Origin of the sequence: Pseudomonas sp. CCI4.2, assembly GCF_034350045.1 — a bacterium.
In the GTDB taxonomy this organism is placed as follows: domain Bacteria; phylum Pseudomonadota; class Gammaproteobacteria; order Pseudomonadales; family Pseudomonadaceae; genus Aquipseudomonas.
Window position 1 is genome coordinate 5,344,194 of record NZ_CP133781.1, and the last position, 15,637, is coordinate 5,359,830.

A 15,637-nucleotide genomic window follows, 5' to 3' on the forward strand; every position below is an offset into this window, starting at 1 on the left:
CCGCTTGCTAAGTAGTTGGGCTAGGCGATGTGTCGCCAGTCGAGCCCTGAATCTTGATCGGCCAATTGCAGCCAGTCCGGGTCGCACCCGAGGGTGTCGACAAAACATTGCCGGGCCAGCTGCGGCAGGTTGTTTTTGCTGCTGAGGTGGCCCAGCACTAAATGCTGTAACGACTGCCATCCCAACTCGCTCACCAGGTTGGCAGCCTGATGATTGTTCAAATGTCCCAGTTCGCCACCTACCCGCTCTTTCAAGAAATACGGGTAGCGACCTCTGGCCAGCATGTCGCGGCAATGATTTGCTTCAATCATCAACGCATCCAGTCCGTGATAACTCTGTAACACCGCAGGGCCGTAGGAACCAAGGTCAGTCAGCAAGCCGAATCGGCGCTGGCCGTCGTTGAATACAAACTGCGTCGGCTCAAGGGCATCGTGGGCAACGCACACCACATCAATGCTCAGTGCGCCCACCTGCAATGGTTGACCGCCTGACAGAAACCCTGCGGCTTCTACAGGTTTGCGCATCCCGCGCAAGGTGCCGTTACTGAGGTAGACCGGTAGATTGTAGCGCCGTGACAGCAAACTCACGCCATGCACGTGGTCGGCATGTTCGTGGGTCACCAGAATGGCACTCAACTGATGCGGGCTAACGCCTAAACGCGCCAGACGTCGCTCGGTTTCTCGCAGTGAAAAACCACAATCCACCAGCACATACGTGTCGTTACTGGCGACCAGCGTGCCGTTCCCTCGGCTACCACTGCCTAAAACAGCGAAACGCACTTAACCGAGGTTGTCTTGAATGATACCCAGCACGCGGCGCGCTACATCAGGAGGCGCTACGGTGTTGATATTTTTCTCGACTGTCACCTGCACGCTGTCACCCACCTTGCTCAAGCGAACTTGATAACGTTCGGCACGGGCTTCGATTTGTTCTTTATCCGGCGTGCTGCTGAACAGACGGCTAAAGAATCCAGGCTCGTTACCAGGCGTCTTCGCCTTCTCGGCCAAGTTGATGTAGTAAAGACCCAGGCTGCGGTTGATGTCTTCTACGCGCCAATCACCTTGATCCAAGGCACGGCCGACGCTTGACCATGCGCGGTCCAGGTCGTCAGCGACGTTCAATACCGGGTTACCACTGCCATCGACGCTCAAGGCAACGCGTTTCGGGGTATCGAAGTCACGCGCAGCAAGCAGGGAAACCGAACCGCCTTTTTCAGCGCTGCGGCTCATGCTGGCCAACAGATCGTCGGTCAGCGCGGAATCGAGGCCCAGGTTGGTGGTGTTCGCTGGGAAGTCGACGTCCGCCGTGCTGCCCACTGGCCGCGTAACGCTGACGACGTAGATTTCACTGGTGTTGCGCTGCACACCCGGTTCGATACGAACACGCACGCGAGTTTCGGTGTCGGCGCTGGCGCCACTGCCGGTCAGGCGCTTGGCCATCGCGGAAGAAAGCCCATCGATACGCTGCCAACTGGTGTTGAATTCACCGGTCTGCGGACGTTCGTCACCGATGTGGAAACCGTTGTCTTCAAAATACTGATGCGCGATCGGCCAAACTTCGGCAGGCGAACGCTGAGCCAGGATCGAGCGCGACTCACCGGTTTTCTGCAGGCTGAAATCGCTGGCAGTTGCGGTCACTGGCAATTGCTGAGGACGCGGAACGACAAACTCGCCCCTGGTTGTTTCGCTAGCCACGTTACGCGGGATCGGCAGCAAAGGATCAAGCCGTTTCACACCGGTGATGTCGGGTGGCAATTGCATAGGCGCCGCTTGAGGCGCCGCCAGATAATCACTGCCGCGATCACGGAAGTAACCCTCAGGGCCCCAAATCCAGCCACAACCGCTGGTACTGGAGATAATCAAGGCTAGTGCGGACAGTCCGGCCAATCGCTTCATTGCGTGATACTTCCTCATTAAAGCAATACACCGGACTGGCGCAGGGCCTGACGCAGCGGTTCGTGACAGGGCTCGCTGAGCCAGGTGAGCGGCAGACGGATACCGTCCGGCATCATGCCCATCTCATGCAGCGCCCATTTCACGGGAATTGGGTTGGATTCGATAAACAGGGTTTTATTAAGCGGCATCAGTTTTTCGTGAATCGCACGAGCAGTGGCAGCATCACCACGCATCGCGGCGGCGCACAAATCGGACATGGCACGTGGCGCCACGTTTGCCGTTACTGAAATATTACCTTTGCCGCCCATCAGCATCAGCTCGACAGCCGTCGCATCATCACCGGAATACACCAGAAAGTCGCTGCTGACCCGCGCCAGAATGTCTTTGGCACGTTGCAGGTCGCCAGTGGCTTCCTTGACGCCGATGATATTTGGCACCGTGGACAGACGCACAACCGTGTCTGCCAACATGTCGCACGCCGTTCGGCCTGGCACGTTATACAGAATCTGCGGAATATCGACTGATTCAGCGATGAGCTTGAAGTGCTGATACAGCCCTTCTTGCGTCGGTTTATTGTAATACGGTGTAACCAGCAGGCACGCATCAGCGCCTGCGGTTTTCGCGTTACGCGTCAGCTCGATCGCTTCGCGAGTAGAGTTCGCGCCTGTTCCCGCGATGACGGGGATACGCCCTGCAACTTGGGCTACCACGCGGCGAATCACTTCTATGTGCTCGCTGACGTCGAGTGTGGCCGACTCACCAGTGGTGCCGACCGCAACAATCGCGTTGGTGCCCTCTTGCAGATGGAAGTCCACCAGTTTGCTCAGGCTGTCCCAGTCAAGACGACCATTTGCATCCATCGGTGTGACCAGTGCCACCATGCTGCCCGCAATCATGCGACCGCTCCTGCCGGAAAAAGAGAGCCGTAATGGTACTGGCGCTATCAGGCTTGCACAAGCGAAGTACCGTGCTACGAGCATTCCCCTAAGCGATGCTTTTCGCTACCCTTTGTTCTTTGGTCAGTACGGGTCATCTGCGCAGCGCGTTCAATCGATCGAATTTTCCGTCGAAACCCTTGTTCCAACGAGGTCGCGACCCACCATGGCCTGGCCATGAAGGCAAGCGGCACCGGGGTTTGGGTTGCAGTCGACGAGAATTGGTTGTCGAATCAGCCGTGCAAGCCCAACGTATGTACTCACCGCTCATCGCCTAGGAATGCTGCATGTCGTCCACCCCCACAGTTCGCGAACAATTCCTTGTAATCAGTGCCCTTGGCGCCAACCCAATGGAGCTGACCAACGTGCTGTGCCGCGCCAGTCATGAAAACCGCTGTTCAGTGGTGAGTTCACGTCTGACTCGTCATGGCGAATACAGTGCGCTGATTCTTCAGGTTTCAGGCAGCTGGGATGCCCTGGCTCGTCTGGAAACCGGCTTGCCAAGCCTGTCGAAGAAGCACGCCTTCACTGTCAGCGTCGTGCGTAGCGCCAGCCTGGAAAGCCGTCCTGAGGCCCTGCCTTATGTCGCTTACGTCAGCTCGGCTTATCGCCCGGACATCATCAATGAGCTTTGTCAGTTCTTCATCGATCATAACGTCGAGCTGGAAAACCTCATTTGCGATACGTATCAGGCGCCTCAAACAGGCGGCACGATGCTCAATGCGACCTTTACCGTCACATTGCCTGCCGGTATCCAGATCAGCTGGCTGCGTGATCAGTTCCTCGACTTCGCCGACGCGCTGAACCTCGATGCGTTGATCGAACCTTGGCGTCCACAGGCTCCTATGTAAGGAAACATTAATGGCCGTTGCGTTGAATGAACCTGTTGCCGATTTTGAGGCGCAGGCCACCAGTGGGCAGACGATTAGTCTGGCCGGGCTTAAGGGCCAGCAGGTGGTGATTTATTTTTACCCGAAAGACAGCACGCCTGGTTGCACAACTCAGGGTCAGGGCTTTCGTGATCAACACGCTGCGTTCGAGGCGGCCAACACCGTGGTGTTCGGTGTTTCGCGCGACAGCTTGAAGTCCCACGAAAACTTCAAGACCAAGCAGGCGTTTTCGTTCGAACTGATTTCTGACAAAGACGAAGCGCTGTGCCAGCTGTTTGATGTGATCAAACTGAAAAAGCTCTATGGCAAGGAATACCTGGGCATAGATCGCAGCACGTTCTTGATTGATAAAAAAGGCGTATTACGCCAGGAATGGCGCGGCGTAAAAGTACCCGGCCATGTGGCTGCTGTACTGGAAAGCGCGCAAGCATTGAACAACGGTTAACTGTCGTCGAAGGGATTCGCTGCCTGCACACATTGAAGTAGCTTGCAGCGAAAGCGCCTTGCCCTCCTCTTCCAGAAAATCCTAAAGCAGCGGCGACACCGTAGGCTCATTACGGGGCCAGGCGTCCAACACGGCTTTGAACAGGGTGGCCAGGGGAATCGCGAAGAACACACCCCAAAAGCCCCACAACCCGCCAAACAACAGCACTGCGCAGATAATCGCGACCGGGTGCAGGTTGACCGCACCGGAAAATAACAACGGCACCAACACGTTGCCATCCAGCGTTTGAATGACGCCGTAGACCGCCATCAAGTAAATGAATTGATCACTCCAGCCCCACTGGAACAGCGCAATCATTGTCACCGGCACCGTCACGACTACCGCGCCGACATAGGGTACGACCACCGACAAGCCGACCAATAAAGCCAACAATGCCGCGTAGTTCAGCCCCAGGGCCATGAATGCCACGTAGGTGACGCCACCACAGAGAACAATCTCAATGGCTTTGCCGCGAATGTAGTTGGCTATTTGCCGATTCATTTCCTGCGCAACGCGGGTAATCAATGTTCGCTCACGCGGCAAATAACCGCTGACCCAACGCCCGATCAACTTTCGATCTTTGAGAAAGAAGAACACCAGAATCGGCACCAGTACCAAATAGATCATGGCATTGACCAGCAGTGGCAGGCTGGACAACGAAAATGTCAGTGCCCATTGGCCGAACTTGCCGGTTTCTCCGCGAGCAACCTCAATCGCTTGCAGCACTTGTTCGTCAGAGATCAAGTGCGGATAACGCTCAGGCAACAGCAGCAACAGCGATTGCCATTTGGCGAGCATGCCTGGCAGTTCGTTAAATAACGTGATCAGTTGATGCCAAAGCAGCGGTACAAGCACCAACAGAAAAACCAGCAACACACCCATGAACAACGCAAAAACCAACGAGACCGCGACCACTTCCGGCATCCGCAGACGCTCCAGAAGGCTGACCTGGCCTTGCATCAGAAACGCCAGCACCAACCCCGCCAAGACCGGCGCAAGCATGCCACCGAGCGTCAATACGATGGTGAACGCCAAGACCAACAATACCGCGAGCACCACGGCTTCCTCGTCGGAGAAGTACCGCTGTATCCAGTCGCGTAGCACCTTGAACATCAAAAATCCTTCAGGCAGTCATCGTCAGCAACGATCATTAAGAGGGGGAAATAAAATCACAGGGCATCAGGCTTTGCGTAACCAATAAAGGTAAACGCCCGCCTGGACCTCTTCGTGCAATAACGTGTGGCCGGCGAGCTTGGCAAAGGTCCGGAAATCGCGCTGGGAGCCTGCATCCGTTGAGATGACTTTGAGTACTGAACCACTGGTCAAGCGATTTAGCTCAAGCTTGGCTTTGAGCAACGGCAGCGGACAATTCAAGCCACTGGCGTCCACTTCAGCGTCACAGGCCTCGGGGCGCTCTACAGCGTCAGACATCATTTCTCTCCAGGCAGGCACATCGAATGGCGTTGCAACCACCCAATTAGCGTGGCGGACGCCTCAAACAGGCAACAAGAATACCTCACTCTGGTCAGCAAGCCATTGAGCCAGCTACAGTAAGGGCTCTTTAACGCCTAGAGCCTTGTGCATGAAATTTCTGCGCCCTACCTTGTTGACGCTCGCTTGCCTGCTCGCCTCTCCGAGTTTTGCTGACGACTTGCCATCACTGGGCGATGCCAGCTCTGCCATCGTCTCCCCACAACAGGAATATCAACTGGGCCGCGCCTGGCTTGGCATGCTTCGCGGTCAGGTGTCGCAACTATCTGATCCGCAGCTCAAGGACTTTGTGGAGACCACGGTTTACCGCCTTGCAGAAACCAGTCAGGTGCAAAACCCCCGGTTGGAATTCATTCTGATCGACAGCCGCGAGTTGAACGCATTCGCCGCCCCTGGCGGGATTGTCGGGGTTAACGGCGGACTTTTTCTCAACGCGCAAAATGAAGCCGAATACGCGGCAGTGCTCGCTCACGAATTGGCTCACTTGTCGCAACGCCACTTCGCGCGGGGCATTGAGGCGCAGCAACGCATGCAGATTCCGGTCCTGGCAGCCATGTTGGCAGGTATCGTCATGGCCGCGGCTGGTGCTGGCGACGCAGGCATCGCAACGATTGCAAGTACCCAGGCAGCGTCGATCCAGGAACAAACGCGTTTCTCTCGGGCAAACGAACAGGAGGCAGACCGCATCGGTATCATCAACCTGCAAAAAGCCGGTTATGACCCGCGAGCGATGCCCAACATGTTTGAACGGCTGATGCGCCAATACCGATTCGACGCCAAGCCACCCGAGTTTTTGTTGGATCACCCGGTCACTGAGTCTCGGATCGCTGACACCCGTAACCGCGCAGAGCAAGAAAAGCCCGGCGGCAAAGAAGACAGCTTGCAGTACCAACTGATGCGCGCACGTGTTGCGCTGTATTACGAAGAATCCACCGGCCTTGCTGCAAAACGCTTCCGCGCGTTATTGAATGAAAACCCTAAATCTGAGTACGCACGCTACGGGCTTGCCATCGCTCAAATCAAGGGCTCGCAGATCAATGATGCACGCGAGACACTCAAGCCGCTGTTAGTCAAAGATCCAAACAACATCACGTATAACTTGGCGCAGGTAGAAATTGATGTCGCCAACAGCAAGATGGTCGACGCCCAGCAGCGACTGGACCGGATGAAGGTGCAATTTCCGGATAACTACCCGCTGAACCAGGCCGGCGTCGATTTATTGATCAAACAGAACAAGCCTGCGCAAGCGGAAAAAGGATTGGACCAACTGCTGAAAAGTCGGCCATCCGATCCAGATATCTGGAGTCAGGTTGCAGACGTGCGCGGGTTGGCAGGCAATATGATTGGCTCCAACCAGGCGCGCGCCGAGTACTTCGCTTTGACCGGTGACTATCGTCAGGCTCAACAGCAGCTCGAAATCGCCAAGCGGCGGGCTAACAACAACTTTCAACTGGCCTCGCGCATTGATGCACGGCAGAAAGAGTTTGCTGAGCAAGAGCGATTGCTGAAAGAAATGATGAACTGACCCGTGCCCGGTAGGAGGGGCCACGTCTCGACGTACCACACTGGATGGGGGATTTGTGGCTTGAGGTTGCAGAGTGTCAGGATTGACGCTTTCCCGAATAAATTCGGTCCCTCCGGTGTTTCAAGCGATGCACAACACCTGTAGGAGCAACTTGTTGGCGAGCGGCTTATGGGGTTCACCAACTAAGCAGCCTCGCCAACAAGTTGGCTCCGTGATAATTGGCAATCTGTTCCACCGACGTCAGGCATTACCCGCCAGTTTCAGGCGTGCGGCGCGGGTGAAATCCAACATGCGCTGCAATGGGCGAATCGCGTGGGGGATCAATGCCGGGTCGACGAATATCTCGTTACTGCCCTCTCGCAGGCACTGCAAGGTGCGCTCAAGGGTGTTCATCGCCATCCACGGACAATGTGCGCAACTACGGCACGCGGCGCCGTTACCGGCGGTTGGCGCTTCGATGAAGATTTTGTCCGGGCACAGCTGCTGCATCTTGTAAAAAATGCCTCGATCAGTCGCGACTATAAACATTTTATTAGGCAGCGATTGCGCAGCAGCGATCAGTTGACTGGTCGATCCGACAGCATCTGCCAGATCGATCACTGACTCGGGCGACTCGGGATGCACAAGAATCGCAGCCTCGGGATAAAGCGCTTTCATGTCCTCAAGCTGCTTGGACTTGAATTCCTCGTGGACGATACATGCGCCGTCCCACAACAACATGTCGGCACCGGTTTCGCGCTGAATATAACGACCCAAATGCTTGTCCGGCGCCCAGATGATCTTTTCGCCGTTATCCATCAGGCTTTCGACGATTTCCAGCGCACAACTGGACGTCACTACCCAGTCGGCGCGGGCCTTCACCGCGGCGGATGTATTGGCATAGACCACCACCGTGCGCTCTGGATGCTGATCGCAGAAGGCCGCGAACTCATCAACCGGGCAACCCAAGTCCAACGAACAGGTCGCCTCCAGCGTTGGCATCAGAATCCGTTTTTCCGGGTTGAGGATTTTCGCCGTCTCGCCCATGAAACGTACGCCTGCGACCAGCACGGTTTTTGCCGAATGCTGATTACCGAAGCGCGCCATTTCCAGGGAGTCGGACACGCAACCGCCGGTTTCCTCGGCCAAGGCCTGGATAACGGGATCGCAGTAATAGTGGGCAACCAAAACGGCGTCTTGCGCTTTTAACTCAGCAGCAATCGCCGCGCGGTAGTGAGCCTGCTCTTCGACGCTCAGCGTTTTGGGCTGTTTGGCATCGAGATGGGCCTGGACCAGAAGGCGTTCGGAAATCTGCGTCATGTTCGCTGGACCTAAAAGCGCTTGTGCGCGGATGCCGAAGTTTACACCTGTGGCGCAGAGTCCTGAATCCCTTAATTACCAATTCAAAACTATCAAAACGATGATGCTTATTGCGCTTATACCGGATGCTTGGGCGTATGGGCGGGAAGTGTCCAGCGACGGTGGCGCCGCCGAACTGCCAGGGATCTAAGCAATTTCTCCCGCCAAAACCACTATCAGCTCATGACGGCAAAACATCCCGTTTCGCGTTCTGTGCTCGTAACGCGGGCGAAAGGCTTGAGTATTGCCGCGGCGTGTTGATGCATTGAGTGCTCGGAGCTCCCCTCCGCCGCCAGTGCCGCTGAGGCTATTTCCGGTTAGCAGCCCCACCTTGTTGCGCATAAGTGGGCGCACATTTAACCGTATCGAAGACCTTCGGCATCACACCTTGCTGCACCTGAGCGACACTCAAAATGCCTGGCCTTGGTTGCAGTGGTCTGAATGGCTAAAAGAAGCAGGAGCCCCCGGGCCTTTGGCCGATATCGGACTCCGGTTCAGCCATTTTGACCAGATGATTCACGCGGCGACGATGGGGCACGGTATTGCACTGGGCAGTTCGCCGCTGGTGGACTATCTGCTGAAGGAAGGGGCGTTGGTGGCGCCTTTAGTTAAGCGCCTGGTGAGTCCTCGATCGTTTTATATCTGTCGAGGTCCGCGCAGTGATGATGCGGTTTCGTCTTTGGTGGACTGGCTCATGACAGCAGTGGAAACGCCCGATGCCGAGACAGGCCCTTTAGAGACTCTAGCGGGCGCGGCAATCGACCTACGACCCTGGCTCGTCTAGAACCGTGTATCGACGACGGTAACAGGTCATTTGCACTACGGGCGTTACGGCCTCGCTTGGATTAACTGCACCTCTGTGGGACCGAATTTATTCGGGAAGCGGCCGATTCGATTACCGATCTGATCCCAGTATCTTTGTAGGAGCCAACTTGTTGGCGAAGATCCCCGCGCGGCGTGTCAGACACACCGCTTCGCGAACAGCTTGCCCGCGATCGGCTGCGCAGCAGTCGTAAAATCAGCGATTCTGCTCTTCAGTTGGAACCTGGCCAGCTTAACTGAACGCCATAGCCCCGCGTCGAGCAGCTGGAAGTAAAAACGTCGACGCAAAAAAAAAGCCGTAAAGCCTCATTTGCATGGGCCTTACAGCTTTTCAAAAACGTCGAACTTGAAAATGGTGGGTCGTGTGGGATTCGAACCTACGACCAATTGGTTAAAAGCCAACTGCTCTACCAACTGAGCTAACGACCCGACGTGGCGCGTATATTACTGATTTCTATGATTAATTCAACACTTAACTGAAATTAATTCAAAAATAGCGAGTCGGGTCGGCTACAGCCGCCGTGGCAAAGCCTTCTGCGCGCAAACGACAGCTGTCACATTTACCGCATGCGTGGCCTCGATCATCGGCCTGATAGCAGGAAACGGTCAGCCCATAATCGACGCCAAGGCGCATGCCGACTGAGACGATTTCGGCTTTGCTCAGATTCTGCAGCGGGGCCTGGATTCTGAAACCGTTGCCTTCCACGCCTGCCTTGGTCGCCAGATTGGCCATACGCTCGAATGCTTCGATAAATTCAGGGCGGCAATCCGGGTAACCCGAATAGTCCACCGCGTTGACACCGATAAATATATCTCGGGCGCCCAATACTTCAGCCCAACCGAGCGCCAACGAAAGAAACACCGTATTGCGTGCCGGCACGTAGGTGGCCGGAATACCTTCGCCCGGAGATTCTGGGACCGCAATCGAACTGTCGGTCAACGCAGAACCGCCTATGCCATTCAGGTCAAGGCCAATGACTTTGTGCTCGGCCACACCTAAATCGCGAGCGACACGCACGGCGGCATTCAACTCGGCACGGTGCCGCTGACCGTAATCGAAACTCATGGTGTAGCAGGTGTATCCGTCAGCCAACGCCATTGCCAACACGGTGGCCGAATCAAGGCCACCCGATAACAGGATGACCGCTCTTTTCTCAATCTTCGTCATTTCACTCACCTCAGCGTCCTGGCTCGTCGTCCCAGAGAATCTTGTGCAACTGCATTTGCAGGCGTACAGGCAGATTGTCGGCCACGATCCAGTCGGCCAAATCCCGCGCTTTCAAATCATGATGACTAGGGGAAAACAATACTTCGCCCGCGCGCCGCTCCAGGCCGTATTGAATGAGCTTGGACACAGCCCAGTCGTAGTCTTCGCGGGAGCAGATTACAAATTTGACCTGATCGTTAGGCGTCAACAGCTCGATGTTTTCGTAGCGGTTACGCCCGACCTCGTTAGAGCCTGGGGTTTTCAAATCGACCACACGACTGACGCGGGGATCAACCGCCGAGATATCAAGGGCACCACTGGTCTCAAGTGAGACTTCATAGCCAGCGTCGCATAGGCGTTTGAGCAGTGCGATCGCGTTCGGCTGTGCCAATGGTTCTCCGCCTGTCACGCAGACATAGCGAGGACGATAACTGGCCACTTGTTCGACGATGGCATCAAGCGCCTGGATGCTCCCGCCGCTGAAGGCGTAAGCGCTGTCGCAGTATTGGCATCGCAAAGGACAGCCCGTAAGCCGCACGAATACCGTAGGCAAGCCCGCGGTGCGCGTTTCTCCCTGCAATGAATAAAATATTTCAGTGATTCGTAACGTTTCTTGCATATGAGCCACGGGCGTAATAGCTAAACAGGCCATCCGCCTCCGTTAGGCACTTCAACGACCCTGCAAACGCATGGTCCAGAGAAGCGTATGTATTACCGAAATTTCGGGTGCGAGATTCTAACGAAAAAAGCCGCGACAAGCGCGGCTTTCTTTAATCGGTGGTCAGCCCAGCCTGGTTAGCAGCGCATCACATGCGTTGCAAATCACGTTGCGCGAGCTGCGCAGCGGAGGTGCCAGGGTACTGGGAAACCACTTGTTGCAAGATACCTTTGACCTTATCGGTATGACCGAGACGGCGTTCGACATCAGCAAGCTTGTATAGAGAGTCAGGTACTTTGGCGTGCTTCGGATACAACTGACTCACTTTAGCGAAGGCCTGACCGGCACCTTGAAGGTCACCTTTGGCCAGGTTCACTTCACCCAACCAGTACTGAGCGTTGCCCGCGTACTGGCTGTTTGGGTATTTGCGCAGAAAAGCCGTGAAGGCCTGACTGGCTTTGTCGAAATCCTTGGCTTTGATCAGATCGAAGGCAGCATCGTAATAGATCTTTTCCTTCGCCGGATCGCCCGGTTCCGCGCTTGCCGCCGGAGCCTGCGCTGCAGGTGCCGTAGGCGCACCACCGGCATTTACATCACCGTTGGCTTGAGAATTGTCGGTAGCTGCTGCGGCAGGTGTTCCGCCCGCTCCAGCTCCAGCAGTGATGCGTTGATCAAGTTCTTGATAACGCTCCAATGCTTCCTGCTTCATCCGGTCGATATCGTTCTGTTGAACCTCGACCGTACCGCGTAATTTCGCGATCTCGTCCTGCATTTGTTGCAGCTGCATGAACAGCTGACCCTGTGCCGAGGCAGGGGTCGCAACCCCTCCCCCGGCATAGGCGCCGGACGTGCCATAACCCGCTGGCGGATAACTGTTGCTGCTACCAGAGCCAGAATTGTTATCGACCACAGGAACCGCGCCCCAAGCAAAAAGCGGAAGGGCGAGAGTCAAAACGGTTAAAGCACGACGGCACGTTCGCATGTCAAATTACTTACGCAGTTCGACGCGACGGTTTTGAGCCCAAGATGCTTCGTCGTTGCCGGTAGCAACTGGACGCTCTTCACCGTAGGAAACCAATTCCAGCTGTGCTGGGGAAACACCTTGCAGTACCAGGTAGCGTTGAACGGCTTTCGCGCGACGCTCGCCCAGTGCGATGTTGTACTCACGAGTACCACGTTCGTCGGTGTTGCCTTCCAGAACGACTTTAGCGCCATTGGCTTTCAAGTCTTTAGCGTGAACGTCCAGGGAACGCATAGCTTCTGGTTTCAGGTCCGAACTGTCGTATTCGAAGTAGAAAGTGGTGATAGCGCGCAGAGCAGCTTCTTCACTCAGGCTGCCATCAACAGCGCCAGTGTTAGCGCCGTAACCAGCGTTTGGATCTACAGCAGCGCCTTGGCCAGCGTTATCGCCACCTTTGGACGAGCAACCTACAGCTACAGCCATGGCCAGAGCCAGCGCAGCAAATTTACCAATCTTCAGCATTTCCATCGTAAAACTCCTAATGAACCCCAAGTGTGTTAAGCAAAACGTGTAGCGCCGCGTCAGTTCAGGTAAGGGGACCAGGAAGGTTCTCTGACTTCGCCTTGAGCGGTAGGAAGCTGGACCCTTACGCGTCCGTTAATGGACACGAGCATCAAGACTCCCCGGCCCTGCTGGCGGGTGGCGTAGATTACCATGGTGCCGTTGGGCGCGACAGTAGGCGACTCATCAAGGTTGCTGTCTGTGAGGATTTTTAATGTGCCGCGCTGCAAATCCTGCACTGCTACCTTGAAATTTGTGAAGCCGTCCTGACGGTGAATCATTACCAGCGTCTTTTCATCCGCTGACAATTTCGGGTTGGCGTTGTAGTTACCGATGAACGTTACGCGCTCGGCACCACCACCATTAATGCTGGTTTTATAGATCTGTGGCTTACCACCACGGTCTGACGTGAAGTACAGCGTCGAGCCGTCCTTACCGAAAAACGGTTCGGTATCAATGGCCGAATCATTGGTCACGCGGGTGATTTGGCGACTGGCCAACGTCATGACATAAATTTCCGGGTTGCCGTCTTTGGAAAGCACGAAGGCCAACTTGGTGCCATCCGGGGACCATGCAGGCGCACCGTTGATGCCTTCAAAGTTAGTCACCTGCTCGCGGCGACCGGTATCGATATGCTGGATGAAGATACGCGGACGCTTCTGCTCGAACGACACATAGGCAATACGTTTGCCATCCGGCGCGAATCGCGGCGACAGAATCGGCTCGCGCGATTGCAACAAGGTCACGGCACGAGCGCCATCGTAATCAGAACGCTGCAAGGTAAACCGCGTGTTGTCGACAGAGAAACGTTCAGCGGTTACATAAAGGAGGCGCGTTGAAAACGCACCTTTGATGCCTGTTAGTTTTTCGAATGCCTGATCAGCGATGTAGTGCGCCATGTCACGCAATTGGTCGGTGGTGCCAGAAACGTTACCCGTCATCACCTGTTGCTCGGTGGCAACGTTAAACAACGCGTACTGAATCTGCAGACGACCGCCCGAAGGAACGATGCTGCCGACCATCACGTATTGAGCGCCAAGCGCTTTCCAGTCGCGATAAATGATTTCACTGGCCTGGGTCGGCAAGCTGATCATGTTCTGCTTTGCCAACGGCGAGTAATAACCTGAGTTACGCAGGTCGTTACTGATGATGTCGGCCATGTCCTCGGGCAAGACGGCACCGCCTTGCAACCCGAACGGAACGACCGCTATCGGCGCAGCGCGGTCACTACCGGTGGTGACCATGATGTTCTTTTCATCTGCTGCGGCCATTCCCGCCATACAGCAAAGAACGATAAGCAGTCCTCGAAAAATGTTAATCACAAGGCTAGATCCTCAGGTGTGAATGTCATCTTGAATGAACGGTAGGGGTTGAAATCACTCGGTTTCAGACCCTGCATTTCTGTCAATCGACCAATATTTTTAACTGCCGCCACCGCTGAGCTATCAAACGGCGCGTCTCCGCTGGACTTAAGGACACTGACCGAAGTCACTGTTCCGTCAGGCAACATCCCAATGTGCAACACAACGACCATGCCTTTTCTTGCTGAAGGCGGTCGAGCCCAGCCTTCGGCAGCGCGTGAACGTATCAGGTCATCAAAATTGCCCGCCGTCTCGTCGCCCTGCTCATCTGCCAACGCCTGTTGCCGTTCCGTTTTATCGGAAAGCAAATCAGCCAAGGCTGCGGCTTTTTGATCTTCATTCGATTTCCGAGCAGCGTCTTGCTGTTTCTTGGCCGCATCGGCTGTGGACTTTTTCTTGGCGTCCGCTATGGCTTTCTTCTTCGCATCGTCAGCCGCTTTTTTCTTCGCGTCTTCCACTGCTTGTTTCTTCGCGTCGTCTGCAGCCTGTTTTTTAGCGTCGTCAACCGCGGCTTTTTTCGCGTCTTCTTCAGCTTTTTTCTTGGCGTCGTCTTCGGCTTTTTTCTTGGCTATATCCGCCGCTTGCTTCTCTTCAACTTTTTTAGCTTCCGCTACCTTTTTGGCTTCATCGGCTTTCTTGGCGTCGTCTGCCTTTTTCGCCTCAGCTTTGGCTGCGTCGGCTTTTTTCGACTCTTCAGCTTTTTGATCTTCGGCTTTTTGAGCCGCGTCTTCTGCGGTTTGTTCCGCAGCTTTCACAGCATCTTGTTTTAGCTGCTCGATTTTTTTCTTTTCCAACTGTTCGGTTTCAGTCTGTCGGGCGGCCGTTTTTTGCGCTTCACCAGCAATTTTCTGATTGGTCTGGACTGTTGCACGGCTTTTGGATTTCAGCTGATACAGGGTCGCTTGAACAATAGGCTTGGATTCCGGCAAATCCGGGGTCATGGCAAAGCTGACGAAGAGCATCCCAAATATCAGGATATGCAGGGCCACTGCCCAAACGCTAGGCCAGAAGAAGCTCTCCGAGGCGGACGGCTCTCGCTGTTGGTGCATCAGGGCGCCTCGGTAATCAAGCCAACATTACCGACCCCTGCTTTCTGCAGCCCACCCATTGCGCCCATTACAGAGCCGTAATCAACGGTTTTGTCGCCACGGATAAAGACCTGCGTCTGCTTGCCGCCTTCACGACCGGCCTTGATGATTTTGGTCACCGCGTCAGTCATCTGCGGCAAGGTCATGGCCTTGTCCTGCTGTTTTTCGGTATCGACTTCACTGCCAAGGTTCCAGTAATAGGTCTTGTCAGCTTTGATCGAAATGGTCAAAACCTGGGTGTTGTTGTCCTGCGGCAAGGCCTCACTGGAGACTTTGGGCAGATCGACTTTCACACCTTGGTTGAGCATCGGAGCGGTAACCATGAAGATGACCAGCAATACCAACATCACGTCGATGTAAGGCACTACGTTCATTTCGGCAACCGGCTTGCGGCGTTTGCGACGAACTCGAGCGATTAAAG

Annotated in this window: 17 protein-coding genes and 1 tRNA gene; 4 read left to right on the forward strand and 14 right to left on the reverse strand. The window is 55.2% G+C overall.

Annotated features, from left to right (window positions below; all coding sequences use genetic code 11):
• Positions 1–20: 20 nt before the first annotated feature.
• From RHM65_RS24275 to dapA, 3 genes are read right to left on the reverse strand one after another with little or no spacing between them, the layout of a single operon-like run.
• Positions 21–779, reverse strand: a complete 759-nt coding sequence (locus RHM65_RS24275; RefSeq protein ID WP_322168153.1) for an MBL fold metallo-hydrolase — start codon at positions 777–779, stop codon at positions 21–23.
• A complete protein-coding gene (bamC, locus tag RHM65_RS24280) occupies positions 780–1,895 on the reverse strand; it encodes an outer membrane protein assembly factor BamC (RefSeq protein WP_322168152.1) in 1,116 nt (371 codons plus the stop codon).
• A 17-nt stretch (positions 1,896–1,912) separates the two neighbouring features.
• Positions 1,913–2,791, reverse strand: coding sequence for a 4-hydroxy-tetrahydrodipicolinate synthase (gene dapA / locus RHM65_RS24285; protein WP_322168151.1), 879 nt, complete (start codon positions 2,789–2,791; stop codon positions 1,913–1,915).
• A 326-nt stretch (positions 2,792–3,117) separates the two neighbouring features.
• Between dapA and RHM65_RS24290 the strand changes: the two genes are divergently transcribed.
• Both RHM65_RS24290 and RHM65_RS24295 read left to right on the forward strand, forming a co-directional pair.
• Entirely contained in the window at positions 3,118–3,681 is a 564-nt protein-coding gene (locus RHM65_RS24290) for a glycine cleavage system protein R (protein WP_297836046.1), read from the forward strand.
• A 10-nt stretch (positions 3,682–3,691) separates the two neighbouring features.
• Positions 3,692–4,165 (forward strand): peroxiredoxin, encoded by a 474-nt coding sequence (locus RHM65_RS24295; RefSeq protein WP_322168150.1) that lies wholly within the window; start codon positions 3,692–3,694, stop codon positions 4,163–4,165.
• A gap of 81 nt (positions 4,166–4,246) precedes the next feature.
• Here the strand turns inward: RHM65_RS24295 and RHM65_RS24300 are convergent, their stop codons facing one another.
• Entirely contained in the window at positions 4,247–5,317 is a 1,071-nt protein-coding gene (locus tag RHM65_RS24300; protein ID WP_322168149.1) for an AI-2E family transporter, read from the reverse strand.
• Between the two features lie 66 nt (positions 5,318–5,383).
• Positions 5,384–5,635, reverse strand: coding sequence for a sulfurtransferase TusA family protein (locus tag RHM65_RS24305; RefSeq protein ID WP_322168148.1), 252 nt, complete (start codon positions 5,633–5,635; stop codon positions 5,384–5,386).
• A gap of 151 nt (positions 5,636–5,786) precedes the next feature.
• On the opposite strand from RHM65_RS24305, the gene RHM65_RS24310 reads away from it, so the two are divergent.
• Entirely contained in the window at positions 5,787–7,220 is a 1,434-nt protein-coding gene (locus RHM65_RS24310) for a M48 family metalloprotease (protein WP_322168147.1), read from the forward strand.
• Between the two features lie 240 nt (positions 7,221–7,460).
• On the opposite strand, the gene nadA is transcribed toward RHM65_RS24310, so the two are convergent.
• Entirely contained in the window at positions 7,461–8,519 is a 1,059-nt protein-coding gene (nadA, locus tag RHM65_RS24315; RefSeq protein WP_322168146.1) for a quinolinate synthase NadA, read from the reverse strand.
• Between the two features lie 334 nt (positions 8,520–8,853).
• Here nadA and RHM65_RS24320 point away from each other — a divergent pair, with 334 nt between their 5' ends.
• Positions 8,854–9,342, forward strand: coding sequence for a LysR substrate-binding domain-containing protein (locus RHM65_RS24320; protein ID WP_322170805.1), 489 nt, complete (start codon positions 8,854–8,856; stop codon positions 9,340–9,342).
• Positions 9,343–9,733: 391 nt separating this feature from the next.
• Here the strand turns inward: RHM65_RS24320 and RHM65_RS24325 are convergent.
• From RHM65_RS24325 to tolR, 8 genes are all read right to left on the reverse strand, one after another.
• Positions 9,734–9,809 (reverse strand) — tRNA-Lys (locus tag RHM65_RS24325).
• 58 nt (positions 9,810–9,867) lie between these two features.
• Positions 9,868–10,548: a 7-cyano-7-deazaguanine synthase QueC gene (queC, locus tag RHM65_RS24330; protein WP_322168145.1), complete on the reverse strand. Its 681-nt coding sequence runs from the start codon at positions 10,546–10,548 to the stop codon at positions 9,868–9,870.
• A gap of 10 nt (positions 10,549–10,558) precedes the next feature.
• Positions 10,559–11,206 (reverse strand): 7-carboxy-7-deazaguanine synthase QueE, encoded by a 648-nt coding sequence (queE, locus tag RHM65_RS24335; RefSeq protein ID WP_322168144.1) that lies wholly within the window; start codon positions 11,204–11,206, stop codon positions 10,559–10,561.
• 187 nt (positions 11,207–11,393) lie between these two features.
• Positions 11,394–12,227 carry a tol-pal system protein YbgF gene (ybgF, locus tag RHM65_RS24340; protein ID WP_322168143.1) on the reverse strand — a complete coding sequence of 278 codons (834 nt, stop codon included), beginning with the start codon at positions 12,225–12,227 and terminating at the stop codon, positions 11,394–11,396.
• A gap of 6 nt (positions 12,228–12,233) precedes the next feature.
• Positions 12,234–12,734: a peptidoglycan-associated lipoprotein Pal gene (gene pal, locus RHM65_RS24345; protein WP_322168142.1), complete on the reverse strand. Its 501-nt coding sequence runs from the start codon at positions 12,732–12,734 to the stop codon at positions 12,234–12,236.
• A gap of 53 nt (positions 12,735–12,787) precedes the next feature.
• Positions 12,788–14,047 (reverse strand): Tol-Pal system beta propeller repeat protein TolB, encoded by a 1,260-nt coding sequence (gene tolB / locus RHM65_RS24350; RefSeq protein ID WP_322170803.1) that lies wholly within the window; start codon positions 14,045–14,047, stop codon positions 12,788–12,790.
• 38 nt (positions 14,048–14,085) lie between these two features.
• Complete coding sequence (tolA, locus tag RHM65_RS24355; RefSeq protein ID WP_322168141.1) at positions 14,086–15,177, reverse strand: cell envelope integrity protein TolA; 1,092 nt, start codon at positions 15,175–15,177, stop codon at positions 14,086–14,088.
• Complete coding sequence (gene tolR, locus RHM65_RS24360) at positions 15,177–15,632, reverse strand: protein TolR (RefSeq protein ID WP_322170801.1); 456 nt, start codon at positions 15,630–15,632, stop codon at positions 15,177–15,179. Before tolR ends, tolA begins: the two co-directional genes overlap by 1 nt.
• Between the last annotated feature and the right edge of the window lie 5 nt (positions 15,633–15,637).

Coding starts and splice junctions, on each gene's coding strand:
- bamC (WP_322168152.1), bottom strand. CDS start 1,895: ATGAAGCGATTGGCCGGACTGTCCGCACTAGCCTTGATTATCTCCAGT.
- dapA (WP_322168151.1), bottom strand. CDS start 2,791: ATGATTGCGGGCAGCATGGTGGCACTGGTCACACCGATGGATGCAAAT.
- RHM65_RS24290 (WP_297836046.1), top strand. CDS start 3,118: ATGTCGTCCACCCCCACAGTTCGCGAACAATTCCTTGTAATCAGTGCC.
- RHM65_RS24295 (WP_322168150.1), top strand. CDS start 3,692: ATGGCCGTTGCGTTGAATGAACCTGTTGCCGATTTTGAGGCGCAGGCC.
- RHM65_RS24300 (WP_322168149.1), bottom strand. CDS start 5,317: ATGTTCAAGGTGCTACGCGACTGGATACAGCGGTACTTCTCCGACGAG.
- RHM65_RS24305 (WP_322168148.1), bottom strand. CDS start 5,635: ATGTCTGACGCTGTAGAGCGCCCCGAGGCCTGTGACGCTGAAGTGGAC.
- RHM65_RS24310 (WP_322168147.1), top strand. CDS start 5,787: ATGAAATTTCTGCGCCCTACCTTGTTGACGCTCGCTTGCCTGCTCGCC.
- nadA (WP_322168146.1), bottom strand. CDS start 8,519: ATGACGCAGATTTCCGAACGCCTTCTGGTCCAGGCCCATCTCGATGCC.
- queC (WP_322168145.1), bottom strand. CDS start 10,548: ATGACGAAGATTGAGAAAAGAGCGGTCATCCTGTTATCGGGTGGCCTT.
- queE (WP_322168144.1), bottom strand. CDS start 11,206: ATGCAAGAAACGTTACGAATCACTGAAATATTTTATTCATTGCAGGGA.
- ybgF (WP_322168143.1), bottom strand. CDS start 12,227: ATGCGAACGTGCCGTCGTGCTTTAACCGTTTTGACTCTCGCCCTTCCG.
- pal (WP_322168142.1), bottom strand. CDS start 12,734: ATGGAAATGCTGAAGATTGGTAAATTTGCTGCGCTGGCTCTGGCCATG.
- tolB (WP_322170803.1), bottom strand. CDS start 14,047: ATGGCGGGAATGGCCGCAGCAGATGAAAAGAACATCATGGTCACCACC.
- tolA (WP_322168141.1), bottom strand. CDS start 15,177: ATGCACCAACAGCGAGAGCCGTCCGCCTCGGAGAGCTTCTTCTGGCCT.